This window comes from Streptomyces tatrensis, assembly GCF_049310065.1.
In the GTDB taxonomy this organism is placed as follows: Bacteria; Actinomycetota; Actinomycetes; order Streptomycetales; family Streptomycetaceae; genus Streptomyces.
This window is the reverse complement of record NZ_JBMDLB010000007.1, coordinates 1,509,927-1,525,112: the sequence shown is the minus strand read 5'-3', so window position 1 is coordinate 1,525,112 and position 15,186 is coordinate 1,509,927. Positions and strand designations below refer to the sequence as shown.

Annotated in this window: 13 protein-coding genes; 9 read left to right on the top strand and 4 right to left on the bottom strand. The window is 72.3% G+C overall.

Features of this window, described 5'->3' with window-relative positions:
* Positions 1 to 99: 99 nt before the first annotated feature.
* Positions 100 to 1,314: a L,D-transpeptidase gene (locus ACODT5_RS10690; RefSeq protein ID WP_422518938.1), complete on the bottom strand. Its 1,215-nt coding sequence runs from the start codon at positions 1,312 to 1,314 to the stop codon at positions 100 to 102.
* Positions 1,315 to 1,544: 230 nt separating this feature from the next.
* Here ACODT5_RS10690 and ACODT5_RS10685 point away from each other — a divergent pair, with 230 nt between their 5' ends.
* From ACODT5_RS10685 to ACODT5_RS10660, 6 genes are all read left to right on the top strand, one after another.
* Entirely contained in the window at positions 1,545 to 2,720 is a 1,176-nt protein-coding gene (locus tag ACODT5_RS10685; RefSeq protein WP_422518937.1) for a lipid II:glycine glycyltransferase FemX, read from the top strand.
* On the top strand, positions 2,717 to 4,423 hold the full coding sequence (gene murJ / locus ACODT5_RS10680; RefSeq protein WP_422518936.1) for a murein biosynthesis integral membrane protein MurJ: 1,707 nt from the start codon (positions 2,717 to 2,719) through the stop codon (positions 4,421 to 4,423). Before ACODT5_RS10685 ends, murJ begins: the two co-directional genes overlap by 4 nt.
* Before the next feature lie 104 nt (positions 4,424 to 4,527).
* A complete protein-coding gene (locus tag ACODT5_RS10675; protein ID WP_422518935.1) occupies positions 4,528 to 5,211 on the top strand; it encodes a response regulator in 684 nt (227 codons plus the stop codon).
* Between the two features lie 9 nt (positions 5,212 to 5,220).
* On the top strand, positions 5,221 to 6,669 hold the full coding sequence (locus ACODT5_RS10670; RefSeq protein ID WP_422518934.1) for an ATP-binding protein: 1,449 nt from the start codon (positions 5,221 to 5,223) through the stop codon (positions 6,667 to 6,669).
* A complete protein-coding gene (locus ACODT5_RS10665) occupies positions 6,666 to 7,205 on the top strand; it encodes a hypothetical protein (protein ID WP_422518933.1) in 540 nt (179 codons plus the stop codon). The genes ACODT5_RS10670 and ACODT5_RS10665 overlap by 4 nt, the downstream gene beginning before the upstream one ends.
* A 94-nt stretch (positions 7,206 to 7,299) precedes the next feature.
* Positions 7,300 to 8,556 carry a cytochrome P450 gene (locus ACODT5_RS10660; RefSeq protein ID WP_422518932.1) on the top strand — a complete coding sequence of 419 codons (1,257 nt, stop codon included), beginning with the start codon at positions 7,300 to 7,302 and terminating at the stop codon, positions 8,554 to 8,556.
* Here the strand turns inward: ACODT5_RS10660 and ACODT5_RS10655 are convergent.
* Complete coding sequence (locus tag ACODT5_RS10655) at positions 8,516 to 9,244, bottom strand: hypothetical protein (RefSeq protein WP_422518931.1); 729 nt, start codon at positions 9,242 to 9,244, stop codon at positions 8,516 to 8,518. The genes ACODT5_RS10660 and ACODT5_RS10655 overlap by 41 nt on opposite strands.
* A gap of 101 nt (positions 9,245 to 9,345) precedes the next feature.
* Here ACODT5_RS10655 and ggt point away from each other — a divergent pair, with 101 nt between their 5' ends.
* Positions 9,346 to 11,145: a gamma-glutamyltransferase gene (gene ggt / locus ACODT5_RS10650; RefSeq protein ID WP_422518930.1), complete on the top strand. Its 1,800-nt coding sequence runs from the start codon at positions 9,346 to 9,348 to the stop codon at positions 11,143 to 11,145.
* Positions 11,146 to 11,169: 24 nt separating this feature from the next.
* Here ggt and map read toward each other — a convergent pair whose 3' ends face one another.
* On the bottom strand, positions 11,170 to 11,937 hold the full coding sequence (gene map / locus ACODT5_RS10645; protein ID WP_422518929.1) for a type I methionyl aminopeptidase: 768 nt from the start codon (positions 11,935 to 11,937) through the stop codon (positions 11,170 to 11,172).
* A gap of 64 nt (positions 11,938 to 12,001) precedes the next feature.
* Here map and ACODT5_RS10640 point away from each other — a divergent pair, with 64 nt between their 5' ends.
* Both ACODT5_RS10640 and ACODT5_RS10635 read left to right on the top strand, forming a co-directional pair.
* Positions 12,002 to 12,253, top strand: a complete 252-nt coding sequence (locus ACODT5_RS10640) for a helix-turn-helix domain-containing protein (RefSeq protein WP_243339177.1) — start codon at positions 12,002 to 12,004, stop codon at positions 12,251 to 12,253.
* Between the two features lie 143 nt (positions 12,254 to 12,396).
* The gene (locus ACODT5_RS10635; RefSeq protein ID WP_422518928.1) at positions 12,397 to 13,614 is read left to right on the top strand and encodes an alginate lyase family protein; all 1,218 of its coding nucleotides are present in this window, start codon (positions 12,397 to 12,399) and stop codon (positions 13,612 to 13,614) included.
* Positions 13,615 to 13,631: 17 nt separating this feature from the next.
* On the opposite strand, the gene ACODT5_RS10630 is transcribed toward ACODT5_RS10635, so the two are convergent.
* Positions 13,632 to 15,131: an aminotransferase-like domain-containing protein gene (locus ACODT5_RS10630; RefSeq protein ID WP_422518927.1), complete on the bottom strand. Its 1,500-nt coding sequence runs from the start codon at positions 15,129 to 15,131 to the stop codon at positions 13,632 to 13,634.
* Positions 15,132 to 15,186 lie beyond the last annotated feature (55 nt).

Below are 15,186 nucleotides of genomic sequence, written 5' to 3'. Positions count from 1 at the left end.
CCGGAAGTAACCCGTGAGTAAGTTACGTGCCGGTAACGATTGAATGATGGTCAACTTCACAGAAGGGGGGGTGTGGAGGGGGGTGTCGCCCTGCCGCGCTCAGCCGACCTGTGGGGTTCCGGCCGTGGCGCTCTTGGTCTGCCACTGCTCCCAGCTGAGGTTCCACTCGCCGTAGCCGTTGCCGAGGTCCGGGTTGCCCTTGGATCCCTGGCCCACGACCTCGAACGGGTCACCCACCTGGGCCGCCGTGAAGAAGGCCTTGGCGTTCTCGTCGCTCATCCCCACGCAGCCGGAACTGGTGTTGGCGCGGCCGAAGTTGGCCGTGTTCCACGGCGCGGCGTGCACGTACATGCCCGACCAGGTCAGCCGGATCGAGTAGTCGACCATCTTGTCGTAGGAGTCGCCCAGGCCCACCGTCTGGGAGTCCATCCGGATGGTGCCCTCCTTCGTCATCATCACCAGCTTCCCGTCCCAGGAGGCCTTCTTGCCGCCGGGCGTGCCCGCCGAGATCGGGATGGTGCTGACGACCTCGCCGTTCTCGGTGACCGTCGCCTTCTTCGTGTCGAGGTTCACCTTCACCTGGCGGTCCTTGCCGATCTTGAACTCGGTCGTGTAGTCCTTGACGAACATCCCGCCCCCGGGGCCGGAGTCGACCCCGTTCAGGTTCATCTGGACCTTCACGTCGGTGCCGGACTTCCAGTACTCCTTGGGCCGCCAGTCGACGCGGTCCTTGCCGGAGTAGTCCGTGATCCAGCCCCACGAGCCCTCGGTGTTGTTCGAGGTGGTGACCTTCAACTGCTTCTCGACCGCGGCCTTGTCCTTCACCGGGTTGTCGAAGACGATCGAGACCGGCATGGCCACGCCCACGGTGCTGCCCTTGGGGATGTTGATCGAGACCTTGTTCACCTTGTCGGGAGCCGAGGTCTTGAACGTCGTCGCGGCGCTCTGGCTGTCCGTGTTCTGGGCCTCGACCTTGTAGTCGGCCGAGGGCAGGGCGTTGCCCTGCGAGGTCCAGGTCTTCCCGTCGGCGGATATCTGCCCGGCCAGCTCACCGCCCTTGGCGTCGGTGACCTTCACCGTCGCGAGCTTGCCCTCGGCGATCGTCACGGTCACCGGCGCCCCCGCCTTCACCTGGCCGCCGGCGAGGTTCACCGAGACCGCCATGGCCGGCTTTTCCTTCATCTCCGCCTTGGCTCCGCCACCCGCGGCGGCGCCACCGCCACCACAAGCCGCCAGTGAGGCGGCCAGCAATGCGGTCCCGGCCGCCACGGCGGTGCGGCTGCGTACAGAGAAGACCCGGCGTGTGCGGCTCAACGAAAACCCCTCCGAAGTAATGATCGTCCGTAAAAGAAGATGCGAACGAAACGACTCTAGGTTGCGGGAGATCAGGAAAACTTCAGGAATTCCTATGTGACATGGACCGCAGCGATACGGTCATCGTCCGGTCACAATCGCCGAACACGGCGGTCACGGGCGCCTGTGAGAGTCCTGTACATCCACCGATTCTCGGACGTACTCAGGACGTACAGGAAGGCCGGTCAGCCGTGTGTGCACTGCTCGTGACCCCCACCCAGCAGCACCAGACCCGAAGCCGGGACAGGGAGCTCGCCGTGCGCCCGCTGTCCGTTGCGGAATATCAGGCATTCCTTGTCCGGCACGGCCGGGCCAGCTTTCTCCAGTACCCGTCCTGGGGCAGCGTAAAGGACCTTTGGCGCTCCGAAAGGGTCGGATGGCACTACCCCGGAGGTGAAATAGAGGGTGCCGGGCTCGTTCTGTACCGGCAATTCCCCGGCACCCGCAAATACTTCGCCTACCTCCCCGAGGGCCCCGTCGCCGACTGGGCCGACCCCGACATCGACCGCTGGCTGACCCCCCTCAAGAACCACCTCAAGGCCTCCGGCGCCTTCGCCGTGCGCATCGGCCCCACCCCCGCCTACCGCCGCTGGGACGCGGCCACCGCCAAGGCGGGCACCGGCCCGGGCCGACAGATCTCCGACGTGCTCGCCACCGAGGTGGACCCGGTCGGAGCCGCGCTCGCCGACCGGCTGCGCACCCGCGGCTGGAAGCGCTGCGGAGGCGAGGACGACGGCGACGCCCAGCCCCGCCACGTCTTCCGCGTACCGCTCGCCGGGCGCACCCTCGACGAACTGTGGTCGGGCCTGAACCAGGAGTGGCGGCGCAATGTGCGCAAGGCCACGAAGGCGGGGGTCGAGACCGTCGTCGGCACTGCCGCCGACCTGCCCGAGTTCTACCGGCTGCTGCGCATCACCGAGGAGCGCGACGGCTTCCGGCTCGGCCGCTCGCCGGCGTACTACCAGCAGCAGTACGAGGTCCTGAACGCGGAAGAGCCCGGCCGCATGCGCCTCTACCTGGGAGTTCACCAGGGCGAGATCCTCGCCGCACACACCATGATCGTGGCCGGCAGCCGGGTCTGGTACCAGACCGGCGCCTCCGCCGACCACCGCCGCGAGGTCCGCCCCAGCAACGCCCTGCAGTGGCGCATGATGTGTGACGCACATGCGCTCGGAGCGGACGAATACGACATGCGCGGGGTACCCTCCACCCTCGACCCCGACGAACGCTCCTTCGGGCTGCTGCGCTGGAAGCTCGGCACCGGCGGACAGGTCGTCGAAACCCTCGGCGAGTGGGAGACCTCCATGGACGGATACGCCAACACGGCCCTCTACAAGGCGTTCCAGGCGTACATGGCCCGCCGGTGACCCTCGCAGACCCCAGAACGGCCGACACCCCGGCCGCGACAGAGCCCGCCGCCGACCGCGCAGCACCGAAGAAGACCTCGGTGCTGCGCAGCGGCGCGCTCATGGCCGCCGGCTCGATCGTCTCCCGCGTCACCGGCTTCGTCCGCTCCGCCGTGATCGTCGCCGCGCTGGGCATCACCCTGCTCGGCGACGGCTACGCGGTCGCCAACACCGTCCCGAACATCCTGTACATCCTGCTCATCGGCGGCGCCCTCAACGCGGTCTTCGTCCCCGAGCTGGTCCGCGCCGCCAAGGAGCACGAGGACGGCGGCGCCGCCTACACCGACCGGCTGCTCACCGTCTGCACGGCCGCGCTGCTGGTCCTCACCGCCGCCGCCGTACTGGCCGCCCCGCTCATCGTCTCGGCGTACACCGGCTACAGCGGCGGCCAGGAGGCCACCACCGTGGCCCTGGCCCGCTACTGCCTCCCGCAGATCCTCTTCTACGGGCTGTTCACCCTACTCGGGCAAGTGCTCAATGCCCGCGGCCGGTTCGGCGCCATGATGTGGACCCCGGTCCTCAACAACCTCGTCGTCATCGCCGTGTTCGGGTTCTTCCTGTACCTCTCCTACGGTGCGGGCGACGGCCTCAGCGCCTCCGAGACCCGGCTGCTGGGCATCGGCACCACCGCCGGCATCGTCGTCCAGGCCCTCGGCCTGATCCCCTCGCTGCGCGCCGCCCGCTTCCGCTGGCGCCCCCGCTTCGACTGGCGCGGCAGCGGCCTGGCCCGCCCCCTGCGCAACGCGGGCTGGCTCGTCCTGCTCGTCCTGACCAACCAGATCGCGTACTGGGTCGTCACCCGGCTCTCCACCGCCACCGGCGAGCACGCCGTCGCCGAGGGCCTCGCGGGCGGCGCCGGCTACACGGCTTACAGCAACGCCTACCTGCTGTGGATGGTCCCGCAGGGCATCATCACCGTCTCCCTCGTCACCGCCCTCATGCCCCGGATGAGCTCCGCCGCCGCCGACGGCGACCTCGCGGCCGTGCGCAAGGACGTCTCCTACGCGCTGCGCTCCTCCGCCGCCCTCGTCGTCCCGGCCGCCGCGCTCCTCGCCGCCCTCGCCCCCTGGGTGATGGGCAGCGTCTTCGAGTACGGGCGCACCGGCCCCGCCGACGTCGCCGTCATGGCCGGCATGCTCGCGGCCTTCGCACCCGGCCTGATCGCCTACTCCGCGCAGTACGTGCTCTCCCGCGGCTTCTACGCCCTCTCCGACACCCGGACCCCCTTTTTCCTCAACCTCACCATCGCCGCCCTCAACGCCGGGCTCTCGGTCACCGCGTACCTGGTGCTGTCGCCGCGCTGGGCCGTCACCGGCATGGCCGCGGCCTGCTCGATCGCCTACACCGCGGGCGCGGTCGTCACCGCGTACGTCCTGTCCCGGCGGCTCGGGCCGCGCACGGGGACCCGTACCCAGCGCAAGAACACCGCCGTACGGACCCACCTGCGGCTCCTCGCCGCCTGCGCCCCGGCGGCCGCCGCCGGGTACGCGGCCGCGCGCTCGGTCGACCGGTTCGGGAACATCGAAGGGCCCCTCGGAAACTTCGCCGGGGTCGCGGCGGGAACCGCGGTGATCGTCCTCGTCGTCCTACTCCTCGCCCGCCCCCTGCGGCTCGCGGAGATCACCGACCTGCTGGACTCCGTACGCCGCAAGACCGGCCGCTAGGACAGGCCCACGGCCTGCCGTCCCGGCCGGACCCGCTGCCGGCCGCCGTACATATCGGCCGAAAGCGGGAGGGGACCGCTCGACGACCCTGGAATACTGACCCGATGCCACGCGTACTGCTGATCGAGGACGACCCTTCCATCAGGGAGGGCGTGGGGCTCGGCCTGCGCCGCAGGGGCCACGACGTGAGCGCCGCCGAGACCGGCGAGGCCGGACTCGAACTCATGGCGAGCTTCCGCCCCGAGCTCGTCCTGCTCGACCTCATGCTGCCCGGCATCAACGGCGTCCAGGTCTGCCGCCGGATCCGCGAGACCAGCCAGGTCCCGATCATCATGCTCACCGCACGCGGGGACGACTTCGACATAGTCGTCGGCCTGGAGGCCGGCGCCGACGACTACATCGTCAAACCCGCCCGCACCGAGGTCATCGAGGCCCGCATCAAGGCCGTGCTGCGCCGCCTCAGCGAGCCCGCCGGCGGCCGCCCCGACGTGGAGTTCCACGGCGAGCTGGCCGTCGACCGCGCCGGGCTCACCGTCGCCAGGAACGGCGAGCGGCTGCCCCTGGCCCCCAGCGAGATCAAACTCCTGCTGCACCTGTCGGCCTCGCCCGAGCAGGTCTTCTCCCGCCAGCAGCTCCTCGAATACGTGTGGGAGCACAGCTACCACGCCGACGCCCGGCTGGTGGACGCCTGTGTGCGCCGCCTGCGCCACAAGATCGAGGACCCCGACGGCGCCCCCCGCTACATACAGACCGTGCGCGGCTTCGGCTACCGCTTCGGCCCGCTGTAAGCGGCGCGCATGAGACGTTTCGCCCCCCTGGGCCTGCGCACCCGGCTGATCGCCGCCTTCCTGCTGGTCGCCGCCATCTGCGCGGTGAGCACGGCCGCGCTCACCTACCAGCAGGCCCGCAACGCGATCCTCAAGCAGAGCCAGGACACCGCCGTCAGCACCCTGCGCGACCTGGTCGACTCCCAGTTCACCCAACTGCCCATGGGGCAGGCGGAACTCCAGCGGCTCGTCGCGGAGCTGGGCAAGCGCGGCCAGCCGCACCCCTGGATCGTCTACGGGGAGTACGGAAAGCTCCGCGCCACCTCGAACCAGGGCGGCTCACCCATCTCCGCCTCCGTCAGCGAACAGCTCCGGGGCCAGGTGAAGGCCCACCCGCACGGGGCCTTCCAGCGCACGAAGGACCGGGGCGGCAACCTCTCCCTGGTCGTCGGCATGCCCGCCGTCTTCAAGTACGACGAGGACTACGAGCCCACCGGCGCCGTCTTCTACGCGGTCGTGCCCCTGGACACCGAGCAGACCACCGTGGAGGCCCTGGTCGCCGCCGCCAGAATGGGCGCCGTACCGGGCCTGGCGATCTCCGTGATCCCCGCCCTGCTCGCCGCGCGCAGCGTCCTGAGGCCCGTACGGGACATGCGCAAGGCCGCCCAGCGGCTGGGCCGCGGCCGGCTCGACACCCGGATCGAGGTGCGCGGAGCCGACGAACTCGCCGGACTCGCCCGCACCTTCAACGAGACGGCCCGCGCCCTCGAACAATCGGTCAGCGAACTCCGGGAGGCCGAGGCCCGCGCCCGCCGCTTCGCCGCCGACGTCTCCCACGAACTGCGCACCCCCCTCGCCGGGATGCTCGCCGTCACCGAGGTCCTCGACGAGGGCGCCGAGGAGCTCGACGCCGACACCGCCAAGGCGCTGCGCCTGATCAGCGCCGAGACCGGGAAGCTCGCGGTGCTCGTCGAGGACCTCATGGAGATCTCCCGCTTCGACGCCCGCGCCGCCGAGCTCAACCTCGACGAGGTCGACGTCGCCGAGACCGTCACCAAGACCCTGGAACGCCGCCACTGGACCGACGGCCGGGTCAGCACCGACCTGCCCCCGGGCGTCCGCGCCCGGCTCGATCCGCGCCGCTTCGACGTGGTCCTCGCCAACCTCGTGGGCAACGCCCTCAAGCACGGCGGCGCCCCCGTACGGGTGCGCGTCCGCACCGAGGCCCGGCCCGAGGGCGAGCGGCTGCTCGTCGAGGTCGCCGACAGCGGGCCCGGCATCGCCCCCGAGGTGCTGCCGCACATCTTCGACCGCTTCTTCAAGGCCGACGCCGCCCGCACCCGCTCCACCGGCAGCGGCCTGGGCCTGGCCATCACCCTGGAGAACGTCCGCCTGCACGGCGGCACCCTGCACGCCGCCAACGGCCCCGGCGGCGGCGCGCTCTTCACCCTCGACATGCCGTTGGAGGCCCGCGTATGACCCGGGTGCGCAGGGCCGTGGCCGCGGCCGCGCTGACCGTCCCCCTGCTGCTCGCCACCGGCTGCGGCATCGCCACCACCGGGGTCGTCGAGAGCGGCAGCGCCGGGACCGTGAAACTGGCCACCGCCCCCGACCCGGGCCTGGTGTACTTCATCGCGCCCGACGGCGCGCTCGTCCCGCTGCCGGTCTCCGACCGGACGCAGCGGCCGGACCTCGGCTTCTCGATCGGGATGCTGCTGGAGGGGCCGAGCGAGGCCGCGCGGGAGGCCGGTCTGACCACCGAGATCCCGGTGCCAGACGCCAAGAGCCCGTTCGGCGCGGACTACATCCGCCCCGCCGTCAAGTCCGACGGTGACGGGAAGACCCTCCGCGTCGTGCTGCCCGTCCCGGTCGGGCCGCTGTCCGGCCCGGCCCGGCGCCAGCTGGCCTGCACGGCTCTGGCTGCGGTGCGCACCACTCCGGCCCCCCAGATCCTCCTCATCGGCTCCGACGGCAAGGAGCAGAACGCCGTGTGCGAGGTCAGGCCGCAGCGCTGAGCCCCCGGCCGGGACGCTCGGGACGGCCGACCCGGGGGCCCCGCCCCCGCGGGGCATCTTGCGGGCCGGGCCGCTCCCCGCCACCGTGTGGCGCATGGACCAAGGACCGGCCCCCGACGTCTTCGACCCGCGCCTCTACGCCGAAGGCGTCCCGTACGAGCGCTACCGGCTGCTGCGCGACCACCGCCCGGTGGCCTGGCAGAGCGAGCCGGAGGTGCTCGGCTGGCCCGCCGGCCCCGGCTTCTGGGCCGTCACCCGGCACGCCGACGTGGTCCGGGTCCTGCGCGACCACCAGACGTACTCCTCGCACCTGGGCGCCACCCAGATCCGCGACCCCGACCCGGCCGACCTGCCCTTCCTGCGGCGCACCATGCTCAACCAGGATCCGCCCGAGCACGGGATCCTGCGCCGCACCGTGGCCCGCGCCTTCACGCCGGCCCGCGTCGACGCCTTCGCCGCCCGGGTCCGCGGCCGCGCCCGTACGCTGCTGCGCGCCGCCCGCGACGGCGCCGAGGACGGGGCCGCCGACCTGGTGCGCACCGTCACCGACGAGTACGCGCTGCTGAACCTCACCGACCTGCTGGGCGTCCCGGCCGCCGACCGGGGGTTGCTGTTGGAGTGGACCGTACGGATCATCGGATACCAGGATCCCGAGGATGCCCCGGCTCCGCCGCTCGGCCCGGACGGGAAGCCGCTGAACCCGCGCTCGCCGGCGCTGCTGGGGGAGATGTTCGCGTACGCCCGCGAACTGGCCGCCCACAAAAGGGCCCGCCCCGGCGACGACGTGATGACCGCCCTCGCGCTCGCCGGGCTCGAGGACGCGGAGCTGGAGATGTTCTTCTTCCTGCTCACCGTCGCGGGCAACGACACCGTGCGCAGCGCCGCGCCCGGCGGCCTGCTCGCCCTGGCCCGCGACCCGGACGCCTACGCCGAACTCGCCGACGGCAGGGCCCCGGTGGACCGGGCGGTCGAGGAACTCCTGCGCGTCCACCCGCCGGTGCTGAGCTTTCGCCGCACCGCCGCCGCCGACACCGAGCTCTCCGGACAGCGGATCCGGGCAGGGGACAAGGTGGTGGTCTTCCACGCCTCCGCCAACCACGACGAGCGCGTCTTCGACGCCCCCGGCCGCCTCGACCTCGGCCGGACCCCCAACCCGCACGTCTCCTTCGGCGACGGCCCGCACGTGTGCCTGGGCGCGCACTTCGCCCGGCTCCAGCTCCGCGTCCTCTACGAGGAGTGGGCCGCCGTCATGCCGGTACCCGAACTGGCGGGTCCACCGCGCCGGTTGGTGTCGAACTTCATCAACGGGATCACACGGCTGCCGCTGCGGGTGTCCGGGCCGCCACGGTGACGTCCGCCACCAGCTCGGTCACATCGGGCCCGTAGGCGTCTGAGTTGATCACCTTCAACAGCACGCAGAACGACTCGTGACCGTACCGGCGGGCCAGTCGGACATGGTGCTTGGCCAGGTACCGGGCGGCGGCCTGGTTGCTGTTGGCGGTCTGGCCCGACAGCAGGAACACCGGCCGCGAGCCCTGCCCGTTCGTCAGCCGCGCCAGCACCACGTACTCGACCTGTCCCTTCACCCAGCGGTACGCCTCCCCGCCGATCCGGATGGCGGCGCGGTCCGGATGGCCTGACGGGAGACCGATGTCGGTCTGCACCCCCGGCAGCATGGAGGCCAGGTGTGCGGTCGTGCGGACATTGGAGGTCGGCCCGCCCACGCAGAACTCCGCCCGTTCGCCGAAGCCCTGGCGCGCTCCGTCGTGGGTGACGATCTGGACGTTCGCCCCGCAGTCCTTGATCAGGGCGGATATCTCCAGCAGGGCGAAGGCATCGTTGCGGTGCAGCGAGGAATCGGTGCCGCCCATCTGCCGGTTGACCACGAAGAGGCAGTCGGAGCCGGTCGGGAGCCCGAAGAAGGCCTGCTTGCGTCGCAGGGCACGGTGCCACAGGTAGGTCCGGGCGAACCAGCCGATCCCGCCACTGAACGCGGTGGCCATCACCCCGAGCACGATGTTGCGGAGGTCGTCATTCATGCGGCGGATCGTAGTCGTCACGCCGCCTTCATGACGCGGTGGGTGCAGGGAAGTTACGCTGCCGCTCCAAGGTCTGACAGGCAGTCGACTGGAGGAACCGAATGCGTGGTCCCGCCGCACGTCAGTTAGCGCTCGTCGCGCTCGCCGGTGCGCTCGTCTCGACCGGGGCGGACGCCCCGCCGTCGCCGGCGGACGCGCCGGCCAAGGTCCCGGTCGCCATCGGTTACGGCGGGGCCGTCGCCAGCGTCGACGCCGACGCCAGCGCGGCCGGCATCGACGTCCTGCGCTCCGGGGGCAACGCCGTGGACGCCGCAGTGGCGACGGCCGCCGCGCTCGGGGTCACCGAGCCGTACTCCGCGGGCATCGGCGGGGGCGGCTACTTCGTGTACTACGACGCCCGGTCCGGCCGGGTGCACACCATCGACGGCCGCGAGACGGCCCCGGCGACGGCCACCGCCGCGCTGTTCCAGGAGAACGGCCTGCCGATCCCCTTCGCCGAGGGCCAGACCAGCGGCCGCGGCGTCGGCGTCCCCGGCACCCCGGCGACCTGGCAGAGCGCGCTCGGATCCTGGGGCACCCGTCCGCTGCGCCAACTCCTCAAGCCCGCCGAGAAGCTGGCCCGCGAGGGCTTCGCCGTGGACTCCACCTTCAGGGCCCAGACCGAGAGCAACCAGGCCCGCTTCCGGGACTTCCCCGACACCAGGAAGCTCTTCCTGCCCGGTGGGGCCCTCCCGGTGGTCGGCTCCACCTTCAAGAACCCCGACCTGGCCGACACGTACGCCGAGCTCGGCCGCAAGGGCGCGGGCGCGCTCTACCGGGGCCCGCTGGCCGAGGACATCGTCCGGGCCGTGCGCACGCCCCCGGTGGACCCGGCGGCCACCCGCGTGGTCCGCTCCGGCGATCTCACCACCGGGGACCTGCGCGCGTACGCGACCAAGCGGCAGGACCCGACCCGGGTCGGCTACCGGGGCCTGGACGTGTACAGCATGGCCCCGTCCTCCTCCGGCGGCACCACCGTGGGCGAGGCGCTGAACATCCTGGAGCGCAGCGACCTCGGCGAGCTCACCGAAGCCCAGTACCTGCACCGCTTCATCGAGTCCTCCCGGATCTCCTTCGCCGACCGGGGCCGCTGGGTCGGCGACCCGGCCGCCGAGGACGTGCCCACCAAGGAGCTGCTCTCGCAGCGGTACGCGGACACGCGCGGCTGCCTCATCGACCCGGCCAAGGCGCTGACCAGCCCGCTGGCTCCCGGTGATCCCCGCAATCCGGTCGCCTGCGGCGGCGGCGGGCAGGCCGCCCCGACGACGTACGAGGGGGAGAACACCACGCACCTGACCGTCGCCGACCGCTGGGGCAACGTGGTCTCCTACACGCTGACCATCGAGTCGACCGGCGGCAGCGCCATCACGGTCCCGGGGCGCGGCTTCCTGCTCAACAACGAGCTGACGGACTTCTCCTTCGCCCCGGCCGCTCCCGGCGTTCCCGACCCCAACCTGCCGGGCCCGGGCAAGCGGCCGCGCTCGTCGATGTCCCCGACCATCGTGCTGGAGCACGGACGCCCGGTGCTGGCGCTGGGCTCCCCGGGCGGGGCGACCATCATCACCACGGTGCTCCAGACCCTGACCGGGCACCTGGACCGTGGGCTGCCGCTGGTCGAGGCCATCGCCGCGCCGCGGGCCAGCCAGCGCAACCAGACCACGACGGAACTGGAGCCGGGCCTGTGGAACAGCCCGGTCCGCGCCGAGCTGGAGGCCCTCGGGCAGGGATTCCGGCAGAACCCGGAGATCGGCGCGGCCACCGGTGTCCAGCGGCTGCCCGACGGGCGGTGGCTGGCCGCGGCCGAGACGACCCGGCGGGGCGGCGGGTCGGCGATGGTGGTGTACCCGGGCGGGGAGCGGTAGCCCGGGGCTGCACCTCGGTGAGGCCTACAGGGCGGTGAGGATCCTCGGACCGGCGGCGGTGATCGCGACCGTGTGCTCGGAGTGCGCGGCGCGGCTGCCGTCGACGGTCCGCAGGGTCCAGCCGTCGGCGTCGCAGGCGTAGTCGTCCGTACCTCCGGCGATCAGCATGGGCTCGATCGCGATCACCATGCCGGCGCGCAGCTTCGTACCCTGCCCGGCCGGTCCTTCGTTGGGGACGCCCGGCTCCTCGTGCATGGAGCGTCCGACGCCGTGGCCGCCGAAGCCGTCGGGGATGCCGTACCCGGCGGCGCGGCAGACGCTGCCGATGGCGTGGGCGATGTCGCCGACGCGGTTGCCGGGCCGGGCGGCGGCGATGCCCGCCGCGAGGGCCGCCTCGGAGGTCGCGATGAGCCGCAGGTCGTCGGGGCGGGCCCGGCCCACGGTGAAGCTGACGGCGGCGTCGCCGACCCAGCCGCCCAGCTTCGCGCCGCAGTCGATGCTGACGAGGTCGCCGTCGCGCAGCCGGTAATCGTCCGGGATGCCGTGCACGATCGCGTCGTTGACCGAGGCGCAGATGACGGCAGGGAAGGGGACCGGCGCGAACCGCGGCCGGTAGCCGAGGAAGGGCGAGCTCGCGCCGGCCTCACGGAGCACCTCGCGCGCGACCAGGTCGAGCTCCAGGAGGGAGACCCCCACGGCGGCCCGGTCCCGGACGGCGGCGAGGGCGTGTGCGACGACGCGGCCGGCGGCGCGCATCTGGTCGATCGATCGTTCTGTCTTGAGTTCCACCATGCCAATAACTATACCGGTATAACTGTAACGGGATACTTATTGGGCTCCGGGGTAGGATGAGGTCATGGTCCGAACCCCCCTCACCCCCGAAGAGCGCGAGCGCGGCGAGCGGCTGGGCGCCCTGTTGCGCACGGCCCGCGGTGGCCGCAGCATGGTCGAGGTCGCGGCCAGCGCCGGACTCTCCGCCGAGACCCTCCGCAAGATCGAGACCGGCCGGGCCCCGACCCCGGCCTTCTTCACCGTCGCCGCCCTCGCCGGGGCCCTGGGGCTGTCCCTGGACGAAGTGATGCGGCGCTGCGCCCTCGTGCCCGTGTGAGGTCCGGGGGAGCGGGCGGGTCGCGGCCGTTCGGCCGACGGGCCCGCCCTTCGGCGTGCCGTTAGGGCGGGCCCGGCGGGCCGAACGGCCCAATCGGCGGTGAGAGGGCCGGGGCGCGGGGCAAGCGTGATGGCGTGTCAGACATGAACGCATCCACATCCAAGCGACTCGGCCTCGGACTCGTGGGCGCCCTCCTCGCGGGCGGCCTGCTGCTCGCGGCGTGCGCCGCCCCCGAGGGCCGGGCCCACGCCGGGGACCCGGGCGACGTGGTCTTCCGTCACCCGGGCGTCGTCGTCAGCCACACCCGGCTCCAGCACGCGAAGCAGATGGTCGCGGCCGGCAAGGAGCCGTGGAACTCCGCGTACCGGGCGCTCCTGAAGAGCCGCTACGCCTCCCTCGACTACCGGGCGCACCCGGAGGACGTGGTGCCCTGCCCCTTCAACTCGGGGCCGCAGTCCTGCCTCGACGAACGGCAGGACGCGATCGCCGCGTACACCCACGCCCTGCTCTGGTCGGTGAACGGCAAGGCCTCCCACGCGCGCAAGGCCGTGGAGATCATGGACGGCTGGTCGGCCGTGATGAAGCGTCACGCCGAGGACAACGCCGGCCTCCAGGCCGCCTGGTCCGGTTCCACCTGGGCGCGCGCCGCCGAGATCGTCCACGCCGACTACCCGCACTGGGGGGCCGGGCGCGTCGACCGCTTCAAGGAGATGCTGCGCACCGCCTACCTCCCGGCCGTCCGCGCGCAGGTGCCGGCGTACAACGGCAACTGGGAGCTGGCCATGATCGACGCCGCCCTCGGCATCTCCGTCTTCCTGGAGGACCGGGACGTCTTCCGGGAGTCCCTGGAGCGGTTCCGGGAGCGCGTCCCGGCGTACTTCTACCTCAAGCGGGACGGCGCGCACCCGCTGGCCCCGCCGCGCACGGGCATCGACTCGCCGGACAAGGTCGCCTCGTACTGGTTCGGCCAGGGCACGTACGTCGACGGCATCGCCCAGGAGACCTGCCGCAACCTCATGCACGTCGGCTACGCGCTCGCGGCCTCCGCGCACATCGCGGAGACGGCCTGGCACCAGGGCGTCGACCTGTACGGGGAGCAGGGCGAGCGGCTCAAGGCGGCACTGGAGTTCCACGCGAAGTACCAGCTCGGGGAAGAGGCCCCCGGGTGGCTGTGCGGCGGCAGGCTGGAGCGCACGATGGGCCCCGACCTCGAAGTGGCGCTCCAGCACTACGCGGTGCGGACGGGCGCGAAACTCCCGTACACCCGCGAGCTGGTCGAGAAGACGCGGCCGGCCGGGACGGACGACCTGTTCGTGGCGTGGGAGACCCTCACCCACGGGGAGGCGGTGCCGGCCGCCTGAGGCGCGGCCGTTCTTGTTTACCGCTGCCTGTCGTCCCTGCCGACTGGTGCGGCAAGGGGGTGGCCACTGCTCCGAGACAGTGCGGCCCAGGCTGCCGAGAGGCGGTCGACCAGTGCTGCCACGGTCTCCGGGGCGAAGGAGTAGGGGATGCGGATGTAGTCGTCGTGGGCTCCTGTCGGGTCCATCGTGGCGCCGGGGATGACCTCCGCGCCGTGGCGCAGTGCCACCCGTGCGTAGAGCCGGGCGTCCGTGCCCGCGGGCAGTTGGACCCACAGAACGGAGCCGCCCTGCGGTGCCTGCCAGCGCCAGTTCGGAAGCTGCTCGGCAAGCAGCCGGGTGATGGTGGCGAGCCGCTCGCGGAGGATGCGGGCCCGTTCGGGCGCGAGGGCCGGGAGTGCGGGGAGGAGCCGGGCGGCGAGGGCCTGGTCGAGGAGCGGGCTGCCGAGGTCGTTGAGTGCTTTGAGCCGGGCCAGGCGGGCCACCGTGTCCTGTGGCGCGCGGATCCATCCGATCCGGAGGCCGCCCCAAACGGCCTTTGCCAGCGAACCCACCGTCAGCACGGTTGCCCCGGCGGGGGCTGCCGCGATCGGCGGCGGAGCCTGGCCGGGGGCGAGCCCCGCCGCGTGGGCGCTGTCCTCCAGGATGGTGACGCCGTGTTCGGCGGCGAGCTCGGCCACCCGGCGACGACGTCCGGTGGACATCAGGGTGCCGGTGGGGTTGTGGTAGGTCGGCATGAGGTAGAGCAGCGCGGGCCGGTGTTCGGCGAGCGCGGTGGCGAGCCGGTCGATCCGGACCCCGTCGGAGTCGAGCGGGACGCCGACGAGCCGGGAGCCGGCCGCCCTGAGGACGTCCAGGCATCCCGGCCACCCGGGGGATTCCACGAGGGCGGTGGACCCGCGCCCGAGGTACAGCTGGGCGCTCAGGGCGACGGCCTGCGTGGCACCCGTGGTCACCACGACCTGGTCGGGCACGGTCGGCAGGCCGTGAGCGGTGTGGTGGGCGGCGATCGCAGCTCGCAGCGCGGGGAGCCCGGCCGGGTGGTAGCCCGCGTCACTGATCAGCCCGGGCAGGTCCTCGCGGACCAGGTGGAGCAGCGCTTGGGCCAGGTCCGGACCGCCGGCCTCGGCCGCGCACCCCAGCGAGATGAGGTCCGGCGGTGGTGTGATCAGCCGTTGGACCACTGCGGTGGCCTGTCCGCCGCGTACCCGCCCGTCCACCGGAACCCAGTGTGCTGCCGCCCCTCCCGATACCTGCGTGCCGCTGCCCCGCCGGGTCTCGGCCAGGCCCGACCCGCGCAGTGCTTCGTACGCGGAGACAACCGTCGCCCGGCTGACCGAGAGGGCGTCGGCGAGCCGACGCTCGGACGGGAGGCGGTCCCCGGTGCGCAGGTCCCCGGACCGGATGGCCCGGCTGACCGCGTCAGTGAGGAGCCGGTACAGCGGCCCCTCGCCCGAACTCCAGTCGCCCAGCAGGTCGATCAGCTCGTCCAGCTCGGGCGTCTGGCGATTCCGGTCCACTTTCTCCTCCATTGGCACGGGAGCACGAGCCGCCGCGAGGAGAGGCTAACGGCAT

Excerpts from the sequence above, each read along its gene's own strand:
- ACODT5_RS10665 (WP_422518933.1), top strand. The coding sequence starts at position 6,666 with ATGACCCGGGTGCGCAGGGCCGTGGCCGCGGCCGCGCTGACCGTCCCC.
- ACODT5_RS10675 (WP_422518935.1), top strand. The coding sequence starts at position 4,528 with ATGCCACGCGTACTGCTGATCGAGGACGACCCTTCCATCAGGGAGGGC.
- map (WP_422518929.1), bottom strand. The coding sequence starts at position 11,937 with ATGGTGGAACTCAAGACAGAACGATCGATCGACCAGATGCGCGCCGCC.
- ACODT5_RS10640 (WP_243339177.1), top strand. The coding sequence starts at position 12,002 with ATGGTCCGAACCCCCCTCACCCCCGAAGAGCGCGAGCGCGGCGAGCGG.
- ACODT5_RS10655 (WP_422518931.1), bottom strand. The coding sequence starts at position 9,244 with ATGAATGACGACCTCCGCAACATCGTGCTCGGGGTGATGGCCACCGCG.
- ACODT5_RS10635 (WP_422518928.1), top strand. The coding sequence starts at position 12,397 with ATGAACGCATCCACATCCAAGCGACTCGGCCTCGGACTCGTGGGCGCC.
- ACODT5_RS10670 (WP_422518934.1), top strand. The coding sequence starts at position 5,221 with ATGAGACGTTTCGCCCCCCTGGGCCTGCGCACCCGGCTGATCGCCGCC.
- ACODT5_RS10660 (WP_422518932.1), top strand. The coding sequence starts at position 7,300 with ATGGACCAAGGACCGGCCCCCGACGTCTTCGACCCGCGCCTCTACGCC.
- ggt (WP_422518930.1), top strand. The coding sequence starts at position 9,346 with ATGCGTGGTCCCGCCGCACGTCAGTTAGCGCTCGTCGCGCTCGCCGGT.